Below are 24435 nucleotides of genomic sequence, written 5' to 3'. Positions count from 1 at the left end.
ATCCTGAACTAGGCGCTCATCCGCCCTGATTTGCGATCAGGGCCACCCTATTGCCAGGCAGAGACTCGACGAAACCGCCGAGTTCCAGGTCCAACAGCGTGGCCACAAGAGCGGCTCTAGTCGTGAACTGGCAGTGTCGGAGCAGATCGTCAACCGATGTCGGTGCGGGACCCAGCACGGCGAGCAAGGCGGAGCGGATTTTACCGGCCTCGGCCGGCGGCGGCGGGGGCTCTTCCCGAAGCGTTTCGGCAATGATCGTCCGCGCTTGGCTGAAGGAGAAATCGTCAGGCCCTTGCGGCAAAGCGCCCAGCACATCCTCGGCCGTTTCGGTCAGCATGGCGCCCCGGCGGATCAGATCATTGCTGCCCTGCGAGCGCGGATCGAGCGGAGAGCCCGGCACGGCGAAGACCTCGCGCCCGGCTTCCAGCGCCAGCCGGGCGGTGATCAGGCTGCCGGATTGGCGGGCGGCCTCGACCACGACCACACCCAGCGACAATCCGGCGATGATGCGGTTGCGGCGCGGAAAATGCCGCGCCTGCGGCTCGGTGCCGAGCGGCGCTTCCGTCACCACCGCGCCCTGGGCCGCGATGCGGGCCTGCAGGTCTTCGTGTTGCGGCGGATAGGGGCGGTCGATCCCGGTCGCCACGGCGGCGACCGTCACGCCGCCTGCCTTGCCCAGCGCCGCCTCGTGCGCGGCGCCGTCTATGCCCCGCGCCATGCCGGACACGATGGTAACGCCCTGGCTCGCCAGATCGGCCGAAAGGCTGGCCGCGATATGCTGGCCGTTGAGCGAGGCGTTCCGGCCGCCGACCACGCCGACCGACCGACCGGACAGATGGCGGATATCGCCCAGCACGACCAGCACCGGCGGGGCGTCGGGCAAAAGGGCCAAAAGCGCCGGGTAGTCAGGATCGCCAAGGGTCAGAAACTGCCCGCCGCGCTTGACGGTCGCCGCGATCTCATCCTCGGTCGCGGCGCGGCTGGGGATCGACAGGCGGGCGCGTCCGGCAGTGCGGGCAAGGCCGGGGAGAGCCTCCAGTACCGCGGCGGCATTGCCGAATCGGCCCAGCAGCCGGGCATAGCCGATGGGACCGACACCTTCCGTCCGTGCCAACCTGATCCGGTCGACAAGGCCAGAGGGCGCTTTGGTCACGCAGCGCCGATTCGCGGTTCGGTGCCGGAGATCAGTCTGCGAATATTGGCGTGATGCCGGCCGAGCACCAGCAGCGTCACAAGCAGGGCGAGCAGCGCGTGGGCGGGACCGGCGAAGATCCAGGCCAGAAAGGGGGCCGCCACGAAGGCAGCCAGCGCCGAGGCGGACGAGATTTTCGTGATCTTCGCGCCGACCAGCCAGATCAGGCACATCAGCACGCCCTGCGGCCAGCAGGCGGCGAGTGCGACGCCGAGGCCGGTCGCGACCCCCTTGCCGCCGCGAAAGCGCAGCCAGACCGGAAACATATGGCCGATGACGGCAAACAGACCGGCCCAGAGCCCGGCATGATGATCGGCCCAGGCCGGGCAATTGGCCGCCGCCAGGACGGCAGCGGCGCCCTTCAGCCCGTCCAGCAGCAGCGTCGCGGCTGCCAGGCCGCGGCGGCCGGTGCGCAGCACATTGGTCGCACCGATATTGCCCGAGCCGACCTGCCGAATATCGCCCGCGCCGCCCAGGCGCGTGATGATGAGGCCGAAAGGAATGCTACCGAGCAGATAGCCCAGGATGATGGGAAGGATGGGGATCATGGCGCCAATACCTCCATTCCGTCTTGCGCGGGCTTGTTCCGCGCATCTACCCCTATCGGCGCCGAAGCGCCGTCCAGGCGCCCAAGCGGGTAGTCCCGCGGGACAGGCCCGCGGGCGACGGCTAGTTTTTGGGCCAGGACTGGCCGGCTCATCCGAACACCCGCTTGCCCGCTTTCCATGTCCCGAGCACGCGGCCCTCGACCGCGCGCCCGTCGAAGGGCGTGTTCTGCGCCTTGCCCGGCAGCTTGCCGGCTTCGATCTTCCAGGCGCGGTCGGGGTTGAACAGGCACAGGTCCGCGACCGCACCCTTGGCGATATGCCCCAGCGACAGGCCCAGCACGCGGGCTGGCCCCGCCGTCATCAGTTCGATCGCGCGCATCAGGCCGATCTTGCCGCTATGGAATTGCGCCAGCGTGATCGGCAGCAGCGTCGCGATGCCTGTGCCGCCGGCCGAGGCCAGCGCGAAGGGCAGGCGCTTATCGTCGGCATCGCGCGGCTGATGGTCGGACGCGACGGCGTCGATGGTGCCGTCAGCCAGTGCCGCCACCACGGCTTCCCGGTCGGCCTCGGTCCGCAGTGGCGGCGACAGCTTGGCATAGGTGCGGAAATTGCCGATGGCGATTTCGTTGAGGTCGAAATAGGGCGGCGCGGTGTCGCAGGTGACGGCGAGGCCCTCGGCCTTGGCGGCACGGATCAGCGCCAGCGCATCCCCGGTCGAGATATGGGCGAAATGCAGCCGCCCGCCGGTATTGCGGGCCAGCGCGATATCGCGCGCCACCTGAATGGTTTCCGCGACCGCCGGGATCGCCGGCAGGCCGAGGCGCGTCGCGAGTTCACCCTGGGTCGCGGCCCCGCCTTCGGCCAAGGACGGGTCTTCCGGATGCTGCACGACGATGCCGCCGAAGCCCTTGGTATAGGACAGCACCAGACGCATCAGCCGGGTGGGGCCGATGGCCCGCGCGCCGTCGGTGAAGGCAACGGCGCCGGCTTCCTTCATCAGGGCCATTTCGGCCATCTGCTCACCCAGGCAGCCGCGCGTGACGGCGCCATAGGGGAGGATGGACAGGCTGCCGGTATCCTCGCCACGCGCGATCAAGGCGCGCACCAGCGCGGGATCATCGGTCGCCGGGGCCGAATCGGGCAGGGCGCATAGGCTGGTGATGCCGCCGGCCGCCGCCGCGCGGCAGACGGATTTGATAGTCTCGCGGTCCTCACGCCCAGGCTCGCCCAGTTCCACCCGCATATCGAACAGGCCGGGGGACAGCACGGCGTCCATGGCATCGACGTAATCGGCGCCGTCCGGTCTGCCTTGGCCAAGGCCAATATCGGCGATCAGACCGTTGCGGATCAGCACATCCGCGACCGCGTCATGACCGCTGGCGGGGTCTATCACCCGCGCGCCGGCAATCACCGTATCGCGCAGCGTATTCGTCACCATGCCGTTCATCAGTGGCGCCCCCCCTGCGGCATGGCGGGCGGACGGGACAGGATGTCCAGCACGGCCATGCGTACGGCGACGCCCATCTCCACCTGTTCGCTGATGACGCTATGCGTCGGGTCATCGGCGATGGCGCTGTCAATCTCGACGCCGCGGTTCATCGGTCCCGGATGCATGACGAGCGCATCCGGCTTCGCAAAAGCGAGCTTCTGCGCATCAAGACCGAAGAACCGAAAATACTCGCGGCTGCTGGGAAGAAGGTTGCGGGTCATGCGTTCTTTCTGCAATCGTAACATCATGACCACGTCCACGCCCTCCAGTCCAGCCGGCATGTCGTGAAAGACGGTGACGCCCAGTTCAGCAATGCTGTTGGGCATCAGCGTCGTCGGCCCGACCACGCGCACCGTGCAGCCCATGGCGTTGAGCAGATGGATATTGGACCGCGCAACGCGGGAATGCGCGACGTCACCGCAGATCGCGACCGTCAGCCCCTCCAGCTTGCCGCGATGGCGGCGGATGGTCAGCGCGTCCAGCAGCGCCTGGGTCGGGTGTTCATGCATGCCGTCTCCGGCATTGATGACGGCGGCCTCCACCTTCTGCGCCAGCAGGTTCGGCGCGCCGGACTGGTCGTGCCGCACCACCAGCAGGTCGCATTGCATGGCGTTGAGCGTGGACGCGGTATCGAGCAGCGTCTCGCCCTTCTTCACGCTGGACGTGGAGACCGACATGTTGATGACATCCGCACCCAGGCGTTTGCCGGCGAGTTCGAAACTGGTGCGCGTGCGTGTGCTGTCTTCAAAGAACAGATTGATCAGCGTCCGCCCGCGCAGCCTGTCGCGCTGTGTCTTGCCCGAGCGGTTGAGCAGGGCATAGCTCTCGGCGAGGTTCAGCAGATCGCCGATGACGACCGGCGACAGACCTTCGATGGCGAGGAGGTGACGCATGATACTGTATTCCCTTCAGCCTTCGCTTACGGCCGCGATGCGGGCCAGCGCTTCGGTGCGGCCGAGGGCCGCCAGCGTCGCGTCGATCGGCGGGCTGGTGGTGGACCCGGTCAGGGCCGCGCGCAGCGGTTGTGCCACTTGGCCGAGCTTCTTGCCCGAGACTTCGGCGAAGGCGCGCAAAGCGGCATCGACGCCTTCGGTCGTGAAATCGGTCTCGCCCAGCAGCGGGGCCAGTTCCGCCAGCATCTGGCGCGCTTCCAGCGTCAGATGCGCTTCGGCCTTGGGCTCGAAAGGCAAGGGCAGGGGCCGCGCCAGGAAGGCGGCCGAGGCCGAAAGATCGACCAGCGTCTTCGCACGTTCCTTCAGCGCCGGCATCAGCAGGGCGATACGTGTCTTCGCCGTCTCGTCCAGCGTCAGATCGGCATTGCTGGCAAGACGCCGCACGACTTCCTGCGTCAGTCGCGCATCATCGGCCTGGCGCAGCCAGACGCCGTTCAGATGCGTGAGCTTGGCGTAATCCATACGGCTCGCCGCGCGACCGACGCCGCCGAGGTCGAACAGTTTGATCGCTTCCTCGCGGCTCAGGATCTCGGCATCGCCATGGCCCCAGCCGAGGCGGAGAAGATAATTGCACAGGGCCTCCGGCAGAAAGCCTTCGCGCTCGAATTCCAGTACGCTGACCGCACCATGGCGCTTGGACAGCTTGGCCCCATCCGCACCATGGATGAGCGGGATATGCGCGAAATGCGGCAAGTCCCAGCCCATGGCCTTGTAGACCTGGATCTGCCGGAACGTATTGGTCAGGTGGTCGTCGCCGCGAATGACATGGGTAATGCCCATGTCATGGTCATCGACTACGACGGCGTGAAGATAGGTCGGCGTGCCGTCGCTGCGCAGAATGATCATGTCGTCCAGCTCGGCATTGGCGACGCGGACATGGCCCTGCACCAGATCCTCCACCTCCGTCGCGCCCTCGCGCGGGGCGCGGAGGCGAATGGCGAAAGGCGCGCCCTCCGGCGCTTCCGCCGGGTCGCGGTCGCGCCAGCGGCCGTCGTAACGCGGCGGGCGGCCGGCGGCGGTGGCCTCGGCGCGCATATGGTCCAACTCCTCCTTCGTCGCATAGCAACGATAGGCACGGCCTTCGCCCAGCATCTGCAGCGCGACCTCCCGGTGACGCGCCTCGCGGCTGGTCTGATAGACCGGCGGCGCGTCGGAGGTGAGGCCCAGCCAGGCGAGACCGTCCAGGATCACCTGTGTCGCCTCGGCGGTCGAGCGCGCGCGATCGGTATCCTCGATCCGCAGCACGAATTCGCCGCCATGGTGGCGGGCGAACAGGAAATTGAACAAGGCGGTGCGGGCGCCGCCGATATGCAGCAGCCCGGTGGGGCTGGGGGCGAAGCGCGTACGGATGAGGGGCTTTTCGGTCATGTCGGCTGCTTAAAGCATTTCGCCCTTGGCTGAAAACGTCCGCGCGCGTTTCACCACCCCCTTTCTGACGCGATGGCGACCGGCGCTTTCGGCGCTTGTGGGAAATTGGATATTGGCCGAACAAGGTCGCTTCTTGCCTTGGCTGCCGGTCTTCATCGCGTCAGGCAATCTTTTCTTCTTTTCAGCCAGCAGGATGCCGCCGGCCTGGGTCGCTTACGCCCTGGTATCGCTGATGGTTTCGGTCCTTGTGCTGCTGTGGCGCAGTTTTCTTGGGCGTCCTGTGGCGCTTTGTCTTTGCGCGGCCGCGCTGGGCTTCGCCTCGGCCAGTATCAAAACCCATGCTCTGTCGCCGATGCCCGGTCTGCCGCGCCATGCGGCCCTGGTGGAAGGCAGGGTCGATGCCGTCGATCCGCTGCCCCAGGGCCGGCGGGTTTTGCTGAGCGCGGTGCGGCTTGGCCCGGACGGCGTGCCGCTGCATCGCACCTTGCGCATTCGCCTGCGGGGCAATGACACGCAGCCGATCCTGCCCGGAGACAGGCTGCGGCTGCGCGCCTTGCTGCGGCCGCCCTATGCGCCAAGCTTCCCGGGCGGCTGGGATCAGCGGCGGGACGCCTTCTTTCAGAACCTCGCCGGGGTCGGTTTTGCCCTGGCCGTCGCGCAGCGGGACGCGCCGGCCCGGCCGAGCGGCCTGTCGATCTGGTGGCAGGGCCTGCGGGAATATGTTGCGGCCCGCGTTCTGACCCTCACCCACGGCACCGCAGGCGGTGTCGCGGCGACGCTGCTGACAGGGTTGAGCACCGCCATTCCGGCGGCCGACCGGCAGGCTTTCTCGACCGCCGGCCTGTCCCATATCCTGGCGGTCGCCGGCCTGCATATCGGCATCGTCATGACCACGGTCTTTGTCGCGCTGCGGTTCGCGCTCGCCCATTGGCCCTGGGTCGCGCTTCGCTATCCGATCAAGCAGATCGCGGGTCTGGCGGCGATCGCGGTCGGCGGCTTCTATATGGCCATAACGGGCATGCATCTGCCCATCATCCGCAGCTTCATCATGGCGGGGCTGATCACGCTCGGGCTGCTCGCCGGGCGGCAGGCGATATCGCTGCGCGGCCTCGCGCTGGCGGCGAGCGTGCTGCTGCTTCTGCAGCCGCAATCCCTCGCGGGCGTCAGCTTTCAGATGAGTTTTGGCGCGGTTCTGGTGCTGATCGCGGGTTATGAGCGGCTGCGCCAGCATACATCCCCGCTGTTCCGCCATCGCACCGGGATTCTGGGCTTCCTGCTGCGCGATCTGACGCAGGTCGCCCTGACGAGCGTGATCGCGGCGACGGCCACCGCGCCCTTCGCCGCCTATCATTTCGGGCAAATCGAAACCTATTCGATTCCGGCCAATATGCTGGCCGTGCCGTTGACCGCCTTCTGGGTGCTGCCCTGCGGATTGCTGGGCTATGCGCTGCTGCCGTTTCATCTGGCGGCGATCGGCTTCGTGCCGATGGGCTGGGGCTGTTCGCTTCTCGTCTGGATCGCCCGTGTCGCAGCCGGATTGCCGGCGGCCGCCATCGCCGTGCCGCCGGCCCCGCTCTGGGGTCTCATTCTCGCGGGTTTCAGCCTCGTCTGGCTGTGCCTGTGGCAAACGCGCCTGCGTCTGCTCGGCCTGCCGCCCTTGCTCTTGGCGGTGCTCGTGCTGCCGGCCCTGCACGCACAGCCGGATATTCTGGTCTCGCCGGATTATCGGCTCATCGCCTTCCGCCTGCCGCACAGCGTCTATCTGCTCTCGGCGACCAAGGATGACTTTACGCTGGGGGAATGGCGGCGCTTTTTCGGCGGCCGGCCCGTGCTGCCGCTGCCGCCCGATCTTGTGACCGCGCCCGGCATCGTCTGCGCGCCGCAAGGCTGTGTGCTGCGACAGGCGGCCGCCTATAGCACCCTGCTGTGGCGAGACGACAACCCGCCGGGAGCCTGCGACCATATCGGCTTCATTCTCAGCTTGCGCTATTGGGACAATCCCCTGCCGGGCGGTTGTGCTGGCTTGCCCTTCGTCGATCGCGGCCTGGTGCAGCAGCAGGGCGCGACGGCGGTCTATCTCGGCACCGATCCGCGCATCCATACCGACCGGCCGGCGCGGGGCGATTGGCCTTGGCTGCCGCCCTTGGAACCCCCTCACGAAAATCAGGATTGATCGGCCAATAGGGCCTTGGCAAATGCCCGTAATGCGAGCATTACTTCGTTTCAAGGGTGCGATGACATCCAGGGGAGGTTCATGGCGGATAAATCGCCCGATCGATCAATGGTGGATACGCGATCCCGGCAGGGCCTGCGTCTGGAGCAGGCAGCCCGTGCCGCTTGGTTGTACTATGTCGGACGCCATACGCAGGACGAGGTGGCGTCGCAGCTCAATATATCGCGCCAGGCCGCGCAGCGCCTCATCTCACTGGCCCTGTCCGAAAGACTGATCAAGTTCCGCTTCGATCATGAAGTGGGCCCCTGCATGGAAGCGGGCGATGCGCTTTCCCGCCGCTTTGGCCTATCGGTTTGCGAAGTCGTGCCGACGATGGGCAGTCACGCCGCGACGCTCGGTTCCATCGCGATCGCAGGGGCGCAGTTCATCGAGAAATGGCTGTCGCAGCGCACGCCCGTCGTGCTGGGTCTGGGTACCGGACGAGCATTGCGCGCTATTGCGAATGAACTGTCACCCGTTGCTGCGCCGCAGCATAAAGTGTTTTCGCTTTGCGGCAGCATTTTGCCCATGGGCCGCGCTATTGCGCTTGACCCTGTCTTGCGTGTAGCGGAGCTTTCCGGCGCGCAATGTTTCTCGCTGCCTTGTCCGGTGATCGCGGCGACGGTGGAGGAGCGCGAAGTGTTGCAGAAGCAACAGCCCTACGCGACCATGCGCGCCTTGCTGCCGCAGGCGCGCTGCCTTCTTGTCGGTGTCGGCTCGATCGACTGGAAATGTGCGCTGCACAATGACGGTTGCGTCTCGGACCTCGAACTTGCCAGTTTGATCGAGGACGGTGCGGCCGGTGAGATTTGCGGCTGGTCCTTCAACGCTGCGGGAAAACTGCTCGGCGGCCCTGTCAATGAGCGTGTCGTCGGCATTTGGGAGCATGCGCTGTCGACCCAGGCTTTGCGCATCGGTGCGGCTTTCGGGGCAAAGAAAGTCACGGCAATCCGCGCGGCCATGGTCGGGCAGATGATCGACGGGCTGATTACCGACGAGGCGACCGCCCAAGCCCTTCTGGCGGAAGGGTAAACAGTTAAACGGCCGCGGGAAGAACACTTGACAGGCCTGTCAGGTCTTGATGTTCTGCCCACGGTCTGAGCATACGCTCGATCCAACGAGCGTCGTCTAGAATCGACTACAAAACCATAGGGAACGGGACATGCGTCTAAGAGCGATTGCCGCTTTCGCGGCGGCACTTCTATCCGGCACCTGCCTTGCGCACGCCGACACCATCACCATCGCGACGGTCAACAACTCGCAGATGGTCACCATGCAGAAGCTCTCCCCCGTTTGGGAGCAGAAGACCGGCAACCATATCAATTGGGTGGTGCTGGAAGAAAACGTGCTGCGCCAGCGCGTGACGACCGATATCGCGACCCATGGCGGTCAGTTCGATATCGTGACGCTGGGCTCCTACGAGGCGCCGCTTTGGGGCAAGCAGGGCTGGCTGACGCCGCTCGATGGCATGTCCGGCTATGACTACAAGGACGTCTTCCCGTCCGTGCTGCAGTCGCTGACCGAAGGCGGCAAGCTTTATGCGCTGCCCTTCTACGCGGAAAGCTCCTTCACCTATTATCGTAAGGATCTGTTCCAGGCGGCGGGGCTGACCATGCCCGACCATCCGACCTATGCGCAGATCGATCAGTATGCCGCCAAGCTGACCGACAAGTCGAAGCAGCAATACGGCATCTGCCTCCGCGGCAAGCCGGGCTGGGGTGAGAACATGGCCTTCTTCGACACGCTGCTGAACACCTATGGCGGCGAATGGTTCGACAAGAGCTGGAACGCCCAGCTGGACAAGAAGCCCTGGACCGACGCGCTCACCTTCTACATCCATCTGCTGAATGACTACGGCCCGCCGGGCGCCAGCTCCAACGGCTTCAACGAGAATCAGGCGCTGTTCTCCACCGGCCATTGCGCCATGTGGATCGACGCGACCTCGGGCGCCGGCCTGATCTACGACAAGAACAGCAGCCAGGTTTACGACAAGACCGCCTTCACCGCTGCCCCGGTTGATGTGACGCCGAACGGCTCGCATTGGTTCTGGGCTTGGGCGCTGGCCGTGCCGTCGACCTCCAAAAAGGCTTCGACCGCCGAGAGCTTCATCGCCTGGGCGACGTCGAAGGATTACATCAACCTGGTCGGTGAAAAGGAAGGCTGGACGACGCTGCCGCCCGGCACGCGCCTTTCCACCTATTCCAACCCTGACTATCTGAAGGCCGCGCCCTTCGCCGGCGCCGTCAAGACCGCCATCGAAACCGCCGATCTGGACCATCCGACGCTGAACCCGGTTCCTTATACCGGCATTCAGTATGTCTCGATCCCGGAATTCGAGGCGATGGGCACGACGGTCGGCCAGCTGGTCGCCGCCGCGCTGACCGGTCAGCAGACGGTCGATGGTGCGCTGAAGCAGGCGCAGGCTTCCGTCTCCTCGACGATGGAACAGGCCGGCTACACGCAGTGATCTGCGTCTGAACCAAGACAGGGCGGCCTGGGCGCATACCAGCCCAGGCCGTTCGTCTCTCGCGGGCGGTCTCAGATTGCGTGACAGCTTGTCTTCGGACGGGCTGATCGGACGGGACCGGAAAGGATCGTCATGAGTGCCACGACTGTGAGCGGAGGAGGGGCGCCGGCTGCACCTGGCCCGCGCCAGAAGAAAAAGAAGGGTCCGGGTGGTGGCGTCAATACGCTGCCCTTGCTGGCCCCGTCCGTCATCCTGCTGCTGATCTGGATGATCGTGCCGCTGGCGATGACGCTGTTTTTTGCGTTCCGGCGCTATAACCTGCTCAACCCCATGATTCATGGCTGGGCCGGCATCAACAATTTCAAGTTTCTCTTCCGCGATCCGGCGCTGCTGCATTCTCTGGTGGTCTCCGTCGTCATCGTCGTCGGCGTCATCGTCATTACGGTCTGCCTCGGCGCGATTTTGGCTGCGGTCTTCAACCAGCCGTTCCGTGGCCAGGGCATCGCCCGCGTGCTGATGATTTCCCCGTTCTTCGTCATGCCGACGGTCAGCGCGCTGGTTTGGAAGAACCTGCTGCTTGACCCGGTGAACGGGCTTTTCGCCGCCATGTTCCGCATGGTCGGCCTGCAGCCGATCGCCTGGTTCAGCGTCTTCCCGCTCGGCTCCGTCATGACGATCCTGTGCTGGGAATGGCTGCCCTATGCCTTCCTGATTCTGTTCACGGCGCTGCAGTCGATGGACGAGGAACAGCTGGAAGCGGCCAGGCTAGATGGCGCGACGCCCTTCGACATCTTCTTCAACATCCAGCTGCCGCATATGGCGCGCGCCATTTCGGTCACGATCATGATCGAGATGATCTTCCTGCTCGGCGTCTTCGCGGAAATCTACGTCACCACCGGTGGCGGCCCCGGCTATGCGACGACGAACCTGACCTTCCTGATCTATCAGCGCGCATTGCTCGCCTTCAATGTCGGCGGCGCTTCGGCCGCGGGCGTCATTGCCATTATTCTCGCCAACATCGTCTCCGCGTTCCTGACGCGCAGCGTCGCGAAGAGGCTTGAGGTATGAGCCAAGGTGTCGTCAAGAAAAGCAGCCCGATCGCAGGCACCATCGCCTGGGTCGTGGCCCTGCTCATGTTCTTCCCCATCGCCTGGATGGTTCTGGCCAGCTTCAAGACGGAAGTGCAGGCGGTGCAGACGCCGCCCTTGATCATCTTCCATCCGACGCTGATCAACTATCGGGATATCTTCGCCGAGGCGAATTACCTGCAATTCGCCTGGAACAGCATCGCGATTTCGGTGGGTGCCACTGTGCTGTCGCTGATCATCGGCGTGCCGGCCGCCTTCTCCATGGCCTTCTACCCGACCCATCGCACGCGCGGCCTGCTGCTATGGATGCTGTCCACCAAGATGCTGCCGGCGGTGGGCGTGCTGGTGCCGATCTATCTTCTCTGCCGCGATCTTGGCCTTCTCGACAGCAAGACCGCGCTGATCGTCATCAATATGCTGAGCAATCTGCCGATCGCGATCTGGATGCTTTATACCTTCTTCCGCGACCTGCCGAAGGACATCATCGAGGCCAGCCGTATCGACGGCGCCAATCTGCGGCAGGTTCTGGTCCATGTGCTGCTGCCGCTGGTGATGCCCGGCATTGCGTCCACCGGCCTGCTCGGCATCATCCTCTGCTGGAACGAAGCGTTCTGGAGCCTGAACCTCACGGCCCATAGTGCCGCGCCGCTCACGGCTTTCATCGCCAGTTTCTCGGCACCGCAGGGTCTCTTTTGGGCGAAGCTGTCGGCGGCCTCCGTGCTTGCCATCGCGCCCATTCTTATCTTCGGCTGGATCAGCCAGAAGCAACTGGTCAGTGGCCTGACCTTCGGAGCGGTTAAATGAGGCTTGAGAACAAGGTTGCCGTCATCACGGGTGGCGCGCGGGGCATTGGTCGCGCCATCGCCACACGCTACGCGGCCGAAGGCGCGCGGGTCGTGGTGGCCGATATCAATGGGGCGGAAGCGGAGAGCGTGGCCGGTGAGATCGGGAGCGGCGCTTTCGGCGTCGGGCTCGACGTCACCAAGCAGGCCTCGATCGATGCAATGGTCGCGACGGTCGTGGAACGGGCCGGCCGGATTGACATCCTGGTCAATGGCGCCGGCATTTTCGAAATGGCGCCCGTGCTGGAAGTGACGCGCGAGAGTTTCGGCAAGCAGTTCGCGGTGAATGTGGAAGGGCTGCTGTTCACCCTTCAGGCGGTCGCGCGCCAGATGGTGAGCCAGGGCGAGGGCGGCAAGATCGTCAACTTCTCGTCCCAGGCCGGCAGGCGTGGTGAGGCGCTGGTCGCTGCCTATTGCGCGTCCAAGGCGGCGGTCATCAGCCTGACGCAGAGCGCGGGTCTTGGCCTCATCAAATACGGCATCAACGTCAATGCCATCGCGCCGGGCGTCGTCGATACCCCGATGTGGGATGTGGTGGACGCCGCTTTCGCCAAATACGAAAATCTCGCTCCCGGCGAGAAGAAACGTCAGGTCGGTGCTGCCGTGCCCTACGGCCGCATGGGCTTCCCCGAGGATATGACGGGGGCTGCCGTCTTCCTTGCCAGCAAGGACGCGGATTACATCTGCTGCCAGACGCTGAACGTCGACGGCGGCAATTGGATGAGCTGATCGTCTCTTCAAGATCCGCACGATGAAAAGGGGCCCTCGCGGCCCCTTTTTTGTGGCTGATCTGCCATGCGCATCGCGATCCCACCCCAGACATAAAAATGCAATCTGCCGGGGAATAAACCCCTCTGCCGCGCGGTCTATCAGTCAGGAGATCGACGGCAAGGATGGCAGTCTCGGATGACAATCTAGACTGGCCGATCCGCCGACCCCCTCTCACGCTGCTTGCAATGCTTGCAGTCAGTGAGTGGTATTCATCGGTTTGGGAAAGGTTTTCCATTATGAAGTTTGTACAGTTTTTCGGTGCGGCCCTGGTTCTGTCGACGCTGGGCGGTGCCGTTGCATCCGCAAGCACGATCCCGGCGCAGCAGGCACAGCCGCAGGCTGTCACCACGCAGCAGAGCGATACGAACCAGCTGCCGATGCTCGCCGCCAATAGCCCGCGCACGGCGAATATTCTCTCTGCCCCGCAGATGACGCAGCAGCCCAGGAAACTGCCTTTGGCAGACTTCGGCCAGTGGGATGAGGCCGCATCCGAAAACTAATTCTTTCGGAAGAAAGAATGACAAAGGGCTTCGCGCGATGCGCGGAGCCCTTTTTGTTTTGTGTGCTGTCTTGCCGGCTCTTCCGGATGAATCCTCGGGTCAGGCGCGGCCGGTCAAAGTCTGTCAGAACGTAATAGATAATTGGTCATCCGCGCACTTGTTGCGCGGACCGACCCTCCGCGGCGCCCAGACGGCCGCTTGCCTGCACGCAAGGGTGGATGCGCGGCATGAGGCTCGGGGATGACGAACCCCTAAACCCGTTCGCGCCGGAAAACCATGCTGCCCAGCACACCGTCGCGGCGAATGAGACCGTGGAACAGGGCCGCCGCCAGATGCAAAAGAATAGTCGCGAACAACAGATAGGCGCACCAGGTATGGCCAGCGCGCAAAACCGCATGCAGCGCGTCATTATGCGGTGCGATCGGCGGCAGGCGAATGGGTCCGTATAACACGACCGGATAGCCGCCAGCCGAGAGCATCGCCCAGCCCAGCAGAGGCTGCGCAAATAGCAAAGCATAAAGCAGAAGATGAGAGGCATGGGCGCCCAGATGCTGCAAGCGCGGCAGATCGTCCGGCAAAGGCGGTTTGCCTTGTTTCAAGCGCACGGCCAAACGAAGCAGAACGAGGATTAAAATCACGATGCCGAGCGGCTTATGGATGGCGACAAGCGTGAGATAGACGGGATGCAATGTCGTCACCATGCCGATGCCGATGAACAGCATGGCGATGACTAGGACGGCCATCGCCCAGTGCAATCCGCGCTGAAGCGGCGAAAAAGTCTCGCGTTGTCTGGTCATGGCTTGCTTCCTTCAGCCGGGGTTTTGCGGGGATAGTCGGCCGCCTCGCTCGTGCGCAGATCGAAGGATTTCGCGTAAGCGGCCGAACGCGCAGGCAGCAGCGGATCGTCGGAAATCTGAATGCCCGTCGGCAGAATCGTCGGATCGTAGTTCAGATCGCGGCAGGGGCCATTGGCTTCCGGCTGCGTCTGGTTGACGGTCAGCGTGCCGACAACGACATGCGTCCGGTCCGTGGGCCAAGCCTTGGTCGCATCGTTCGACGGGTCACCGGGTGCCGCCAGCGTCACGATCAGGTGCCAGGTCAGCGGGCCCTTCGTCAGGCGCTGCGACAGGTCGTTCTGCAGGTAGTTGGGACCGAGCTTGGCAAGCTCCGCGACGGGAACAGGGTCAAGCGGCACCGTCGGCTGCATGGACCAGCGCACGAGATGCCTGTCCCCGCCCGCGTCGATGAAGCGAAAGGCGTTGAGGCTGTTATAGGGCTGGTCCGCCCAGCTCGGCGTCCAGGGCGTGGTCTTCGCCCAGGCGGCGAAGGGTGCGAAACCCGGATGCGTTTTCGCGAAATGCTTCATCGCCGCCGGGTCGGGTTTGCCGGTGGCGGGATCGACGTCCTGCGCCTGCGTCATCTCATAGAAAGCCTGCGGGGTCGCGACGGCAAAGACCGGGCTGTCGTTCATCCCGCTGCGCCATTCCGCGCCGTTCGGTGCAACAATGCGGATTGCCATGCTCTTTACCCGCCCGGTGATATCGGCCGCGAGCAGATTGCCGGTCGCGATGCCGAAGCGGCCGGTGACGGGATAGTCGCCCTTCGCCAGCACCGCCGCCGTGCTGTAGTGCGCGCCCTGGCCATTGGCCGCGAAATCGCCGGTGAAACAGACGCCTTTGGAATGATTGCGCCGATGGCCGAGCGGGTCGCCGCCGCGATCCGCCAATGCGGTGACGATCCTGGCGGGCGTCAGCCGGGCAGGGCTGAACCAGCCGCCGGCATAGGCGAAGCCGGCGCCGCTGACCGCGAGGACGGCGCCGATCCCGGCCAGGCGCAGGGCGATCTGTGCCGGCGACAATGGTATTGTATGGGGTTGGTGGGGCAAGCCTTGTCTCCATGGGAAGCTCTGCCCATGGACGCGCGCGACATTCGCTTTATTCCGCTATGTCGGCAGGTGTCGAAATAATCCGGCGCATCGGGAATAATACAGGATGCCGGTTGTCTATCGGCTGAGGTCGCAATTCTGCGGCAGAGAGGACAGCATCATGGCAGGCCCAAGCCATCGCTTACGGAGCGCCGCATGAGCGATATGGGACGGCTGATCGAGCCGCTGATCCCGGCCCTGCGGCGCTATGCCCGCGCGCTGATGGGGGATGCGGCATCGGCCGATGACCTGGTTCAGGATTGTCTGGAACGCACCATCAGCCGCTGGCATCAGCGACGCGACGACGGCGACACACGGGCCTGGATGTTCACCATTCTGCATAACCTTGCCGTCAACCGCATGCGCCAGACGACGCGGCGCGGCCGTCATATCGAGCTGGATGACGCGGACGAATCCGCCATGGCCGAGCCTGCGCATCAGGAAGACGGCATGCGCGAGACCGATATCATGGCGGCGGTCAATCGGCTGCCGGAGGATCAGCGCAGCGTGCTGCTGCTGATCTCGGTTGAGGAACTCAGCTACGCCGACGCTGCCCGCGTGCTGGACGTGCCGATCGGCACCGTCATGTCGCGCCTGGCCCGTGCCCGCGAAAGGCTGAGACGCCTGATGCAAGACGATACTGCCGCCGCCGCTCATGTCGCGGGGCGACCCCATCTACGGAGCGTCCAATGAGACCGATTCTGGAAGACGATCTGCACGCCTATGTCGACGGTGCCTTGGATGATGGGCGCCGGGCGGAAGTGCAGGCCTATCTTGAGAGCCATGCCGAAAGTGCGACGCGTGTCGCGGGCTATATCCAGCAGCGCGCGGCGTTGCGCGCGGCCTTGGCCCCGATCGCTGCCGAGCCGATCCCGCCTGAGCTCAGCCTGCGGCATCTGATGGAAGCGCGCCGGCCCAGCCGCAGCGTGCCATGGCGCATGGCCGCCGCCGCCGTCGTGCTGCTGGCGCTGGGTGGCGCCGGCGGCTGGTCGCTGCGCGGACCCGCATCAGAGCCCATGATGCAGCACGGTATCGCCGGGCTGGCGCAGGAAGCCGCCTATACCTACGACGTCTATGGTGCCGATCAGGCCCATCCGGTCGAGTTCAAGGCGGCAGACAAGGCGCAGCTGGTCGATTGGATTTCCAGCCGCATTCAACGCAATATCTCGGTCCCGGATCTGACGACCGCCGGCTACCGCTTCATGGGTGGGCGTCTGGTCGCGACGCCTTATGGGCCGGCGGGACTGCTGATGTACGACAATGGCCAGGGCGTTCGCCTGGGCATGCTGGTGCGGCCGATGACGATCGATAAGACGGCGCGCATGGTCGAGCACACGGATGGCGGGGTTAACGGCTATGCCTGGGCCGATAAGGGTCTCGGCTATAGCCTGGTCGGCAGCACGTCCTCGGACATCCTGCATCCGCTCGCCAATGAAATGCGCCGGCAGATCAACGACAGCATCTAGAGCGCTTCCTGTTCGCTGACGCCGCTCTAGGTCATTGTTTTTGCAAGCATCGTCACACAGTCAGATGAGTCCATCTGACTGTGATCTGCTCTGACAGCCGGCTGCAACGCGGCGACATCGCAGGATGTCCGCGCGGCAGTTGGGCGACATAAATTCGTCTATTGATTAAAACAACAAAGTACGGAGAGATATATGGAATTAAACCACGGTATTTAGCTATTATGAAAAGTATATCACGTCGCAAGGTCGTCGCGGGCAGTCTGACTGCCGCAGCTTTGCCGCTGTTTTCGATCGGCCGGGCGCGCGCCGCGCTGCCGGCTGAGATCACCATCGACTATGCCTATTACAGCCCGCTCAGCCTGCTGCTGAAGAACAGCGACGCTTTGAAGCAGGTGCTGCCCGATACGCGGGTCAATTTCGTGCTCAGCCAAGGCAGCAACAAGGCGCTGGAATTCCTGCGCGGGCGCAGCATCGTCCTGGGCTCGGCCGCCGGTTCGGCGACCCTGCTCGCGCGCGCCAATGGCACGCCGGTCCAGACCGTCTATGTCAATGACCGTGCCGAGACGACGGCGCTTGTCACCAAGAAGGCGTCACCCATCCAGACGGTCGCCGACCTGAAGGGAAAGAAGGTTGCGGTGACACCGGGCACCGAGCCCTATGCTTTCCTGCTGCAGGCGCTGTCCGGCGCCGGCCTGAAACCCGCTGATATTGTCATCGTGCCGCTGCAGCATCCCTTGGGCCATGCGGCGCTCAACCGTGGCGATGTCGATGCCTGGGCCGGGCTCGACCCGTTCATGGCGGAAGGGCAGTTGCAGAACGGAGACCGGCTTTTCTATCGCAATACTGCCATCATCACGCCGAATGTGCTGGTGGTGCGGGAGGATTACGCGGCGCGCCAGCCGGAAGTCATCCTCAAGCTGCTCCAGGCCTATGAGATCGTGCGCAAACAGGCCGTCGCCAGTCCTGATCTGCTCATCACCAATCTCGTCAAGGAAGCCAGCCTGACGCCGGATGTGGCGAAGCTGGAAATCAGCCGCCAGAGTTTCACCAATCCGGTGCTGGACGACGCCGGCGCCGCCAAGATCATCGCCGACGGCAAAATCTTCCAGCAATTCGGCTTCATCAAGCCGAATGTCGATATCGAGAAGACGGTCGCGGCGCTGAACAACCGCAGCTTTACCGGTCAACTCGTCAATGGCTGAGCACAGCGTCACAGCGGCAGCACTTACTGCCCGGCATCAGACGGCGGGGTCAGCGGCATCGGTTCGCAGGCTGCCCGGTTTCGGCTGGTCGGTCGGGCTGATTGTGCCGATCATGGTCCTGTTGCTCTGGCAATTGGCGGCCGGCGGTGCCTGGATCGAAGCCGATCTGCTGCCGTCGCCCGCGACCATCGCCCAGACTTTCTGGGCCATGGTGCAGGATGGGTCGCTGGCGAATGATATCCTGGTCACGGTCTATCGTCTGGCGCTCGGCTTCGTCCTTGGCACGGCGGCGGGAACGGTCGCCGGACTGCTGACGGGCGCGCTGCCTCTCGCCCGCCGGTTGTTGGACCCCACATTGCAGGCGCTGCGCAGCGTGCCCTCGCTCGCCTGGGTGCCGCTGTTCATCCTGTGGTTCGGCATCTATGACACGTCAAAGGTCATCCTCATCGCTGTCGGTGTCTTCTTCCCGGTCTATCTCAACCTGATGGCGGCGATTGCGGGGGTCGACCGCAAGCTTATCGAAGTCGGCCGCGTGCACGACTATGGCAAGCTGCGTTTGATGCTGCGCATCCAGCTGCCGGCCGCCATGCCTCTTTACCTCACGGGCATTCGCGGGGGCCTGGGTCTCGGCTGGATGTTCATCGCCTCGGCCGAAATGATGGGCGCCAATAACGGTCTTGGCTTCATCCTCACCAACGGCGAGGAGATCGGGCGGCCGGACCAGATCATCGTCGCGATCCTCGCCTTCGCGGTGCTCGGCAAATCGACCGATTGGCTCTTGGCCCGCACGGCCGAGCGGCTGACGGATTGGCAGGACAAATTGCATCCGGAGACCGGAGCTTGACCCGTCGCCTGGACATATCGGACCTCACCAAGGCCTTCGGCGCGGCCCCACCCGTGCTCGGGCCCCTGTCGCTGACTTTGGACGGCGAGGGGATCACCGCCATCATCGGGCGCAGCGGCAGCGGCAAAAGCACCTTCCTGCGTTGCCTCTCGGGTTTGGAGACACCGACGCGCGGCACGGCCATGCTCGGCGGCAAGCCGATCCGCCCGGCGGAAGTGGGTTTCGTCTTTCAGGAGCCGCGGCTGATGCCCTGGCTGTCTGTCCGTCGCAACATCGCCTTCGGCCTCAGCCATCTGCCGAAACCCGAACGGGCGCGCGCGGTGGAGGCCGCGATGGCGCTGGTCGGCCTGTCGGCCGCCGCCGATTATCTGCCCAAGCAGCTCTCGGGCGGCATGGCTCAGCGCGTGGCGCTGGCGCGCGCTTTGGCGCCGAGGCCGGATCTGCTGCTGCTGGACGAGCCGCTCAGCGCGCTGGACCCTCTGACGCGGGAGCGGATGCAGGACCATATCCTGCATGTCGCCCAGCATATCCGGGTCACCATCCTGTTGATCACGCATGACATGGATGAGGCGCTGGCACTCGCTAACCGCGTCATCGTGCTGCGCGGTCCGCCGGGCCGGATCGTGCTGGATGTCACCATCCCGGAGCATGACCCGGCCTATGCTTTCCCCAGGGATCGCACCAGTGCTGCCTTTCAGGCCATGCGCCGGCGGTTGATCGACGCGCTGGAACCCGCACCTGTCGCGCTGGCCCGCTGACCGACCGGATAAGGGCGGAGAATCGGCAGTTTCTGCGGCTGCTGCACGGCGCCTGAAACAATCTGAGACTTGGCGCGAAAAGCCCATTCCTGCTGTTCTATTGCTGGCCTCGTCACGATAAAGGATTGTGCGCGAGGGCTGCTCGGCTGACAGGAAGGTTTGCGATGGATATGGAAATCATCCTGGCGCTGATTCTCATGGCTATGCTGATCGCGGGCAGCCTGTTTGGCCTCTTCGTCCAGTCCAGGTTGAAAGAGCATCATCGCAGCCCCGCCAGTTCGGAAGCCATCCGCCTGGTCGTTCTCATGCTTGTCACCCTGGCCGCTTTGATTCTCGGTCTTCTGGTGACGTCGGTGAAGGCCGATTTCGACAATCATGATGATCTCTATCGCCAATACGGTATTGCCTTGATCCGATTGGATATCAGGCTTCGCGAGTTCGGACCCGAAGCGACCCCGATCCGAAAAACGCTGCGCGCCTATACGGCCATGGCGATCCTGCAATCCTGGCCTGATGAGGCGGCGCCGAGCGGCACTTACCCAACGCAGTTCACGCCGCTATTTCGAGGGAGCGGGGAAACGAAGCAAATCACGGCCGCATTGCGAAGCATTGATGAGGCCATCCAGACCTTGAATCCGGTGACGCCCTATCAGACAAGAATCTATCCGATTTTGCGCGAAAATTTGACCACGCTGGAAAATGTCCGCTGGATTCTGGTCGAGGGCGCATCGTCGCGCGTGTCGTCGGTATTTATGACGGCGCTGATGTTTTGGCTGCTGATCGTGTTTTTTATGTTCGGCATCGTGGCGCCCAGAAATTCATTGATTTATCTCTCGATCATTCTGGCATCGCTCTCTGTCGCCTCGACTCTATTCATCATTCTGGATTTGGACTCGCCCATGGACGGCGTGATAAAAATCTCCAGTGCGCCGCTGCGCGATGCGCTGCTCCATATGGATCAGCCGCCGGCTCCTTGATCGGCCAGCGGTCAAGCCGGATTCCTCACCGGCAGATCTGTCTCAGCCGGCGCAGGTAGTCCGGCATCTGCCTTGGGTCTACTTTCGCCGCGCGCAATAGAAGGTCGAAATGGCTGATCAGCGACCGGACATGGTCGCGGTTCTGCATCACCAGGAAGGATTGGCCGATATAGATGGCAGCCCGGATCGGCCCGTAGATGGTGATGGGCGAGGAATAGAGTTCCCGCCCGTCATACAGAAACCAGCGGAAGCGCGGATAAAGCTCGTCGCAAAGCGCGATGAGGTGATCCAGCTGCGCGCGCCGCACGGCGACAGGCAGACCCTGCCAGCGTCCGCCGCCGCGCGCGAAGCTTTCCATTATATGGGCCGGCGTCGCGGCCTCCATATCCGTCTCGGGCCGGCGCAGATAATCCAGCCGCGCTTGCGTGATCTCCATCCGCCGATGGGGGGAGACGGTGACGAAACGCTCATACTCGAAATCGATCACCGCCGGGGTCTTCAGCACATCCGGGAAGCTGACCGGCACATGGCGGATCTTGTAGCCGGCTGCCTCCTCCAACCAATGCATCAGCCGCTCATCGACGGGCGACAGCGCATCGCGCTCGAACGACAGGGCATCGGCCAGCAATCCGGGTTCGGCCGTTTCCGCGTCCCGCAGCCCGAGCAGCCAGTCGAGTGACACCTGGCCCAGCCGCGCGATGCTCGCGACCGATTCCAGGCGCGGCAGACGGTCATTCGTGGGGGAGAGCAGCTGCGAGAGGGTGGAGCGGTCGATGCCGACGCGGCCCGCGAAGGCGCTTTGGTTCAAGCCGCTGCGGGTCATGACCGTGATCAGCCTTTCCCGGAACAGGCGGACAAGCTCGGCACGGTCGGCGGAGGTGAAGGTCATGCCGATTATTATAAACGATGTTTATAATATACACCAGATTTCGCGGTTGTGGTGCCATTGTCACGGATAGTGCGCATTCGCTGCGGTCACCGGCTGGTTTCCATATTGATGGGACAGATTCCACGGTTCAGCATCGCGTTATGCTCAACAGATACCATCGCGCCACGCCGCCCGTCGCCGCCATCGAAGGACCGACGATCCTGCTTTGCCTTGTCATCTATGGCGGCTGGGCAGCGCTGACCTTTTTTCATCGCGATATTCCCTGGCCGCTGCTGGCGCTGCTGGGCGGTTGGACCATTGCCTGGCAGATGTCGCTGCAGCATGAACTGCTGCATGGCCACCCGACGCGCTCGCGCCGGGTCAATGACGCGCTCGGCTTTCCGCCGCTGACTTTGTGGTTGCCATACCAAATCTATCGCCTCGCCCACCTGCGGCATCACCGGGATGAGCATCTGACGGACCCGCTGGAAGACCCCGAAACCTATTATCTGACGGAAGACCGTTTCGGCCGGCTGGGACCGCTCGCGCGGGCCTTCCTCCGTTTCAGCAATACCTTTGTCGGGCGCATCACCTTCGGCGCCATGCGCAGCATGCTGATTTTCCTTTGGCTGCATATCGGCGCCTGCCTGCGCGGCAACCGCGCCGAGCAGCGCATCTGGCTGCAGCATGTGCTGGGTGTCGTGGTTGTGCTCGTCTGGGTGGTCGGCGTCTGCCACCTACCGCTTTGGTCCTATCTGCTCTGCTTCGTGATTCCCGGTCGCGTTCTGGCCTCCATCCGCTCTTTCGCCGAGCACAGAGCGGCGCCCGATCAGGCGGAGCGGACCGCGATCGTCGAGAACGCGCCTGTGCTGGGCCTGTTGTTTCTCTATAACAACCTTCATTCCGTGCATCATGATCGGCCCGGCATGCCCTGGTATCGCATCCCGGCCTATTACGGGGCGCATCGGGCGGAGATCATCCGCGCCAATGGCGGGCTGGTCTATGATGGGTATTGGGACGTCGCGCGGCGCTATCTGTTCACGCAGCACCATCGCGGCCCGCATCCGGGGTTCGTCGCCGCACGCGCGGCATTGCCGGGGGCTGGGATGCCGCGTCCGGCCGCCTCTGCACAGATTGCCGAGGCCGGGGATTGAAAAGGCGAGAAGGCATGCCTTATTGGCATGCTATGTTTCACGTCATGCGTTTCACGCTTAGGCCCTAGAACCAAGTTTTGGAATTATCCCCAGTTTTCGTGGATAAGCCTGTGCGTAACTCGGAGCCAATTTTGGCAAAGCCCTTGTCCCTTCGACGAGTTTCCGAGAGCTGGGCCGGGAAAGCCCCGTCTACCTCAGCGTGGCATAGCCCATCGCCGCCGCATCCATCTCCATCGCCAGCACGGCGTCATAGGCCTCGGGCCGTGGCGGAGCGACGCGACGGATGCTGAGGTCCGCGAAAGCGGCGGCGAGGGCGGGTGCGGGTAGGGGGTCGGTCAGCGCGCGCGTCAGCTGTGCCGCCAGCGCCAAGGGCGTCGCGGACGCCGTGATGAAGGGAATGGCCGGGCTCGCCGGCGTTTCGCACAAAACCCGCAGCCGCGCTGTCAGGTCCGGCCGGTAGCGGGCGACGAAGCCGAAGGTCACGCAGTCGATGGTCGCCGCATCGGCCAGTCCATCGGCGACCATCTCCATGCTGCGCAGATGGCTGCCGCTGACCGTCACCTCACCGAAAAAGCGGCCGTCGCGCGCCCAGGGGGCGATCAGCCGGCGCGCGAGGTTCATGCCGGAATTGGAATCCTGGCCGTTCATAACGAAGCTTTTGCCGCGCAGATGCTCCAGCACAAACAGAGACGCATCCGCGTGGGCGATGAGGAAGGAGCAATGGGTCGGCACGCCGTCCGGCCGCAACCGGCAACCCGGCAGGTCATAAAGCGGCGTGCCGAGCAGACGGTATTGCCCTTGATAGATCTTCTTCAGCGGATAGCCGCACATCTGGCTAAAGACGGTTTCCGGCGCGATGGTGCCGGGCAAGGCGAGGGGGCTCGGCGAAAGCGCCTCTGGCACCTCCAGCCCAGCCGCGTCGCGAAGCGCGGTCCAGAGCGAAAGATTAGCCGCTGCCATTTCGGGCAAAGCGTACATCGGCAAAGCAGCGATCGCAGTCATCTCGTCAGCTTTTCGATCTCTGCCAGCACGGCGCGCAGCTCGGCGGCCGCCTGGGATTTGGGGCTTGCTTCCGTCACACCCAGGCCCTGGGCGAAAGCATTGGCGAAACCGGCGCGATTGCCGATGGTGCTGGTCAGAATCTCGTAGCCGGCGGCGGCGGCCTCGCGCTCCACCTGGCTGCGCAGGCGTGAGGCCGCGGGCGCGCGGTTCAGGACAAGGCGCAGCGGTCGGCCCTCGGCCCGGGCCAATTGCACCGTGCCTTGCGCCGCCCAAAGATCGGGCGGGCTCGGCTGCAGCGGCACCAGCACCAGCCCGGCGGCGCGGATGGCGAGTTTCGCCTCGGTATCGACCTGCGGCGGCGTGTCGATGATAACCGCATCATGGCTGGCCGCCAGCCGGTCCAGCTCGGCCCGCAACCGCCAGCCGGAGACGTCGGAAAAGCCGATGGCGGGCAACGGTTTTGCGTAGCGGCTGCGGATGTCGTGCCAGCGGGTCAGACTGCGCTGCGGGTCGATATCCAGCAGGCAGACGCGCCTCGCACTCGCCATGGCGGCGGCCAGATTGGCGGCGAGCATGGTTTTGCCCGCGCCGCCCTTCTGTTGAGCGACGGTAATCACAAGCGCCATGGGTCAGAGACTCCGCTGCACCGCGACAGTATACCTGCATCAAAGATGGCGCGAAGACGTCAAGCAACAGCTTGCTTGAGCGTGCCCGTGCTAACCTCTCGAACGAGTGGTGTGAAGCTGGAGGGCGCAATGTTCTTGGGCATAGATTTTTCTGGTGGCGCAGCTCCATGGAAAGCAAAGTGCA

General features: G+C 64.2%; 24 protein-coding genes. 14 read left to right on the top strand and 10 right to left on the bottom strand.

The window, feature by feature from the left end; genetic code table 11:
• Nucleotides 1-16: 16 nt before the first annotated feature.
• From dprA to gltX, 5 genes are all read right to left on the bottom strand, one after another.
• Nucleotides 17-1153 carry a DNA-processing protein DprA gene (gene dprA, locus ACELLULO517_RS06415; protein WP_227306473.1) on the bottom strand — a complete coding sequence of 379 codons (1137 nt, stop codon included), beginning with the start codon at nt 1151-1153 and terminating at the stop codon, nt 17-19.
• A complete protein-coding gene (plsY, locus tag ACELLULO517_RS06410) occupies nt 1150-1740 on the bottom strand; it encodes a glycerol-3-phosphate 1-O-acyltransferase PlsY (RefSeq protein WP_227306472.1) in 591 nt (196 codons plus the stop codon). The genes dprA and plsY overlap by 4 nt, the downstream gene beginning before the upstream one ends.
• 148 nt (nt 1741-1888) lie before the next feature.
• Complete coding sequence (locus tag ACELLULO517_RS06405; protein ID WP_406566248.1) at nt 1889-3163, bottom strand: dihydroorotase; 1275 nt, start codon at nt 3161-3163, stop codon at nt 1889-1891.
• Between the two features lie 23 nt (nt 3164-3186).
• On the bottom strand, nt 3187-4122 hold the full coding sequence (locus tag ACELLULO517_RS06400; RefSeq protein ID WP_227306471.1) for an aspartate carbamoyltransferase catalytic subunit: 936 nt from the start codon (nt 4120-4122) through the stop codon (nt 3187-3189).
• A gap of 15 nt (nt 4123-4137) precedes the next feature.
• Nucleotides 4138-5550, bottom strand: a complete 1413-nt coding sequence (gene gltX / locus ACELLULO517_RS06395; protein ID WP_227306470.1) for a glutamate--tRNA ligase — start codon at nt 5548-5550, stop codon at nt 4138-4140.
• 25 nt (nt 5551-5575) lie between these two features.
• On the opposite strand from gltX, the gene ACELLULO517_RS06390 reads away from it, so the two are divergent.
• From ACELLULO517_RS06390 to ACELLULO517_RS06360, 7 genes are all read left to right on the top strand, one after another.
• Entirely contained in the window at nt 5576-7723 is a 2148-nt protein-coding gene (locus ACELLULO517_RS06390; RefSeq protein ID WP_227306469.1) for a ComEC/Rec2 family competence protein, read from the top strand.
• 81 nt (nt 7724-7804) lie between these two features.
• Entirely contained in the window at nt 7805-8794 is a 990-nt protein-coding gene (locus tag ACELLULO517_RS06385) for a sugar-binding transcriptional regulator (protein WP_227306468.1), read from the top strand.
• Between the two features lie 130 nt (nt 8795-8924).
• The gene (locus ACELLULO517_RS06380) at nt 8925-10229 is read left to right on the top strand and encodes an ABC transporter substrate-binding protein (RefSeq protein ID WP_227306467.1); all 1305 of its coding nucleotides are present in this window, start codon (nt 8925-8927) and stop codon (nt 10227-10229) included.
• A 132-nt stretch (nt 10230-10361) separates the two neighbouring features.
• The gene (locus ACELLULO517_RS06375) at nt 10362-11297 is read left to right on the top strand and encodes a carbohydrate ABC transporter permease (protein ID WP_227306466.1); all 936 of its coding nucleotides are present in this window, start codon (nt 10362-10364) and stop codon (nt 11295-11297) included.
• Nucleotides 11294-12121, top strand: coding sequence for a carbohydrate ABC transporter permease (locus ACELLULO517_RS06370; protein ID WP_227306465.1), 828 nt, complete (start codon nt 11294-11296; stop codon nt 12119-12121). The genes ACELLULO517_RS06375 and ACELLULO517_RS06370 overlap by 4 nt, the downstream gene beginning before the upstream one ends.
• Nucleotides 12118-12888 (top strand): L-iditol 2-dehydrogenase, encoded by a 771-nt coding sequence (locus ACELLULO517_RS06365; protein WP_227306464.1) that lies wholly within the window; start codon nt 12118-12120, stop codon nt 12886-12888. The genes ACELLULO517_RS06370 and ACELLULO517_RS06365 overlap by 4 nt, the downstream gene beginning before the upstream one ends.
• A 278-nt stretch (nt 12889-13166) precedes the next feature.
• The gene (locus ACELLULO517_RS06360; protein ID WP_227306463.1) at nt 13167-13430 is read left to right on the top strand and encodes a hypothetical protein; all 264 of its coding nucleotides are present in this window, start codon (nt 13167-13169) and stop codon (nt 13428-13430) included.
• A 251-nt stretch (nt 13431-13681) separates the two neighbouring features.
• On the opposite strand, the gene ACELLULO517_RS06355 is transcribed toward ACELLULO517_RS06360, so the two are convergent.
• Together ACELLULO517_RS06355 and ACELLULO517_RS06350 are read right to left on the bottom strand one after the other, a co-directional pair.
• On the bottom strand, nt 13682-14227 hold the full coding sequence (locus tag ACELLULO517_RS06355; protein WP_227306462.1) for a cytochrome b: 546 nt from the start codon (nt 14225-14227) through the stop codon (nt 13682-13684).
• Nucleotides 14224-15315 carry a catalase family peroxidase gene (locus ACELLULO517_RS06350; RefSeq protein ID WP_227306461.1) on the bottom strand — a complete coding sequence of 364 codons (1092 nt, stop codon included), beginning with the start codon at nt 15313-15315 and terminating at the stop codon, nt 14224-14226. The genes ACELLULO517_RS06355 and ACELLULO517_RS06350 overlap by 4 nt, the downstream gene beginning before the upstream one ends.
• A gap of 195 nt (nt 15316-15510) precedes the next feature.
• Between ACELLULO517_RS06350 and ACELLULO517_RS06345 the strand changes: the two genes are divergently transcribed.
• From ACELLULO517_RS06345 to ACELLULO517_RS06320, 6 genes are all read left to right on the top strand, one after another.
• The gene (locus tag ACELLULO517_RS06345; protein ID WP_227306460.1) at nt 15511-16047 is read left to right on the top strand and encodes a sigma-70 family RNA polymerase sigma factor; all 537 of its coding nucleotides are present in this window, start codon (nt 15511-15513) and stop codon (nt 16045-16047) included.
• On the top strand, nt 16044-16820 hold the full coding sequence (locus ACELLULO517_RS06340; protein WP_227306459.1) for an anti-sigma factor family protein: 777 nt from the start codon (nt 16044-16046) through the stop codon (nt 16818-16820). Before ACELLULO517_RS06345 ends, ACELLULO517_RS06340 begins: the two co-directional genes overlap by 4 nt.
• A 221-nt stretch (nt 16821-17041) precedes the next feature.
• Complete coding sequence (locus ACELLULO517_RS06335) at nt 17042-18022, top strand: aliphatic sulfonate ABC transporter substrate-binding protein (RefSeq protein ID WP_227306458.1); 981 nt, start codon at nt 17042-17044, stop codon at nt 18020-18022.
• Nucleotides 18015-18866: an ABC transporter permease gene (locus tag ACELLULO517_RS06330; RefSeq protein ID WP_227306457.1), complete on the top strand. Its 852-nt coding sequence runs from the start codon at nt 18015-18017 to the stop codon at nt 18864-18866. Before ACELLULO517_RS06335 ends, ACELLULO517_RS06330 begins: the two co-directional genes overlap by 8 nt.
• Nucleotides 18863-19624: an ABC transporter ATP-binding protein gene (locus ACELLULO517_RS06325; RefSeq protein WP_227306456.1), complete on the top strand. Its 762-nt coding sequence runs from the start codon at nt 18863-18865 to the stop codon at nt 19622-19624. Before ACELLULO517_RS06330 ends, ACELLULO517_RS06325 begins: the two co-directional genes overlap by 4 nt.
• A gap of 164 nt (nt 19625-19788) precedes the next feature.
• Entirely contained in the window at nt 19789-20601 is an 813-nt protein-coding gene (locus ACELLULO517_RS06320; protein WP_227306455.1) for a bestrophin-like domain, read from the top strand.
• Between the two features lie 25 nt (nt 20602-20626).
• On the opposite strand, the gene ACELLULO517_RS06315 is transcribed toward ACELLULO517_RS06320, so the two are convergent.
• Nucleotides 20627-21490 carry a helix-turn-helix domain-containing protein gene (locus tag ACELLULO517_RS06315; protein WP_227306454.1) on the bottom strand — a complete coding sequence of 288 codons (864 nt, stop codon included), beginning with the start codon at nt 21488-21490 and terminating at the stop codon, nt 20627-20629.
• 140 nt (nt 21491-21630) lie between these two features.
• Between ACELLULO517_RS06315 and ACELLULO517_RS06310 the strand changes: the two genes are divergently transcribed.
• Nucleotides 21631-22623 (top strand): fatty acid desaturase, encoded by a 993-nt coding sequence (locus ACELLULO517_RS06310; RefSeq protein WP_227306453.1) that lies wholly within the window; start codon nt 21631-21633, stop codon nt 22621-22623.
• Nucleotides 22624-22812: 189 nt separating this feature from the next.
• Here the strand turns inward: ACELLULO517_RS06310 and ACELLULO517_RS06305 are convergent, their stop codons facing one another.
• Nucleotides 22813-23625: a phosphate/phosphite/phosphonate ABC transporter substrate-binding protein gene (locus tag ACELLULO517_RS06305; protein ID WP_227306452.1), complete on the bottom strand. Its 813-nt coding sequence runs from the start codon at nt 23623-23625 to the stop codon at nt 22813-22815.
• Nucleotides 23622-24251 (bottom strand): ParA family partition ATPase, encoded by a 630-nt coding sequence (parA, locus tag ACELLULO517_RS06300; protein ID WP_227306451.1) that lies wholly within the window; start codon nt 24249-24251, stop codon nt 23622-23624. The genes ACELLULO517_RS06305 and parA overlap by 4 nt, the downstream gene beginning before the upstream one ends.
• Nucleotides 24252-24435: the final 184 nt, after the last annotated feature.

It is taken from the genome of Acidisoma cellulosilyticum (genome assembly GCF_020621385.1).
GTDB classification, from domain to species: Bacteria; Pseudomonadota; Alphaproteobacteria; order Acetobacterales; family Acetobacteraceae; genus Acidisoma; species Acidisoma cellulosilyticum.
Note: the sequence above shows the minus strand (reverse complement) of the source record. Positions and strands in the feature narration are given on the sequence as shown.

Excerpts from the sequence above, each read along its gene's own strand:
- plsY (WP_227306472.1), bottom strand. The coding sequence starts at position 1,740 with ATGATCCCCATCCTTCCCATCATCCTGGGCTATCTGCTCGGTAGCATT.
- ACELLULO517_RS06400 (WP_227306471.1), bottom strand. The coding sequence starts at position 4,122 with ATGCGTCACCTCCTCGCCATCGAAGGTCTGTCGCCGGTCGTCATCGGC.
- gltX (WP_227306470.1), bottom strand. The coding sequence starts at position 5,550 with ATGACCGAAAAGCCCCTCATCCGTACGCGCTTCGCCCCCAGCCCCACC.
- ACELLULO517_RS06385 (WP_227306468.1), top strand. The coding sequence starts at position 7,805 with ATGGCGGATAAATCGCCCGATCGATCAATGGTGGATACGCGATCCCGG.
- ACELLULO517_RS06380 (WP_227306467.1), top strand. The coding sequence starts at position 8,925 with ATGCGTCTAAGAGCGATTGCCGCTTTCGCGGCGGCACTTCTATCCGGC.
- ACELLULO517_RS06375 (WP_227306466.1), top strand. The coding sequence starts at position 10,362 with ATGAGTGCCACGACTGTGAGCGGAGGAGGGGCGCCGGCTGCACCTGGC.
- ACELLULO517_RS06370 (WP_227306465.1), top strand. The coding sequence starts at position 11,294 with ATGAGCCAAGGTGTCGTCAAGAAAAGCAGCCCGATCGCAGGCACCATC.
- ACELLULO517_RS06365 (WP_227306464.1), top strand. The coding sequence starts at position 12,118 with ATGAGGCTTGAGAACAAGGTTGCCGTCATCACGGGTGGCGCGCGGGGC.
- ACELLULO517_RS06360 (WP_227306463.1), top strand. The coding sequence starts at position 13,167 with ATGAAGTTTGTACAGTTTTTCGGTGCGGCCCTGGTTCTGTCGACGCTG.
- ACELLULO517_RS06355 (WP_227306462.1), bottom strand. The coding sequence starts at position 14,227 with ATGACCAGACAACGCGAGACTTTTTCGCCGCTTCAGCGCGGATTGCAC.
- ACELLULO517_RS06345 (WP_227306460.1), top strand. The coding sequence starts at position 15,511 with ATGAGCGATATGGGACGGCTGATCGAGCCGCTGATCCCGGCCCTGCGG.
- ACELLULO517_RS06340 (WP_227306459.1), top strand. The coding sequence starts at position 16,044 with ATGAGACCGATTCTGGAAGACGATCTGCACGCCTATGTCGACGGTGCC.
- ACELLULO517_RS06335 (WP_227306458.1), top strand. The coding sequence starts at position 17,042 with ATGAAAAGTATATCACGTCGCAAGGTCGTCGCGGGCAGTCTGACTGCC.
- ACELLULO517_RS06330 (WP_227306457.1), top strand. The coding sequence starts at position 18,015 with ATGGCTGAGCACAGCGTCACAGCGGCAGCACTTACTGCCCGGCATCAG.
- ACELLULO517_RS06320 (WP_227306455.1), top strand. The coding sequence starts at position 19,789 with ATGGATATGGAAATCATCCTGGCGCTGATTCTCATGGCTATGCTGATC.
- ACELLULO517_RS06315 (WP_227306454.1), bottom strand. The coding sequence starts at position 21,490 with ATGACCTTCACCTCCGCCGACCGTGCCGAGCTTGTCCGCCTGTTCCGG.
- ACELLULO517_RS06310 (WP_227306453.1), top strand. The coding sequence starts at position 21,631 with ATGCTCAACAGATACCATCGCGCCACGCCGCCCGTCGCCGCCATCGAA.
- ACELLULO517_RS06305 (WP_227306452.1), bottom strand. The coding sequence starts at position 23,625 with ATGACTGCGATCGCTGCTTTGCCGATGTACGCTTTGCCCGAAATGGCA.
- parA (WP_227306451.1), bottom strand. The coding sequence starts at position 24,251 with ATGGCGCTTGTGATTACCGTCGCTCAACAGAAGGGCGGCGCGGGCAAA.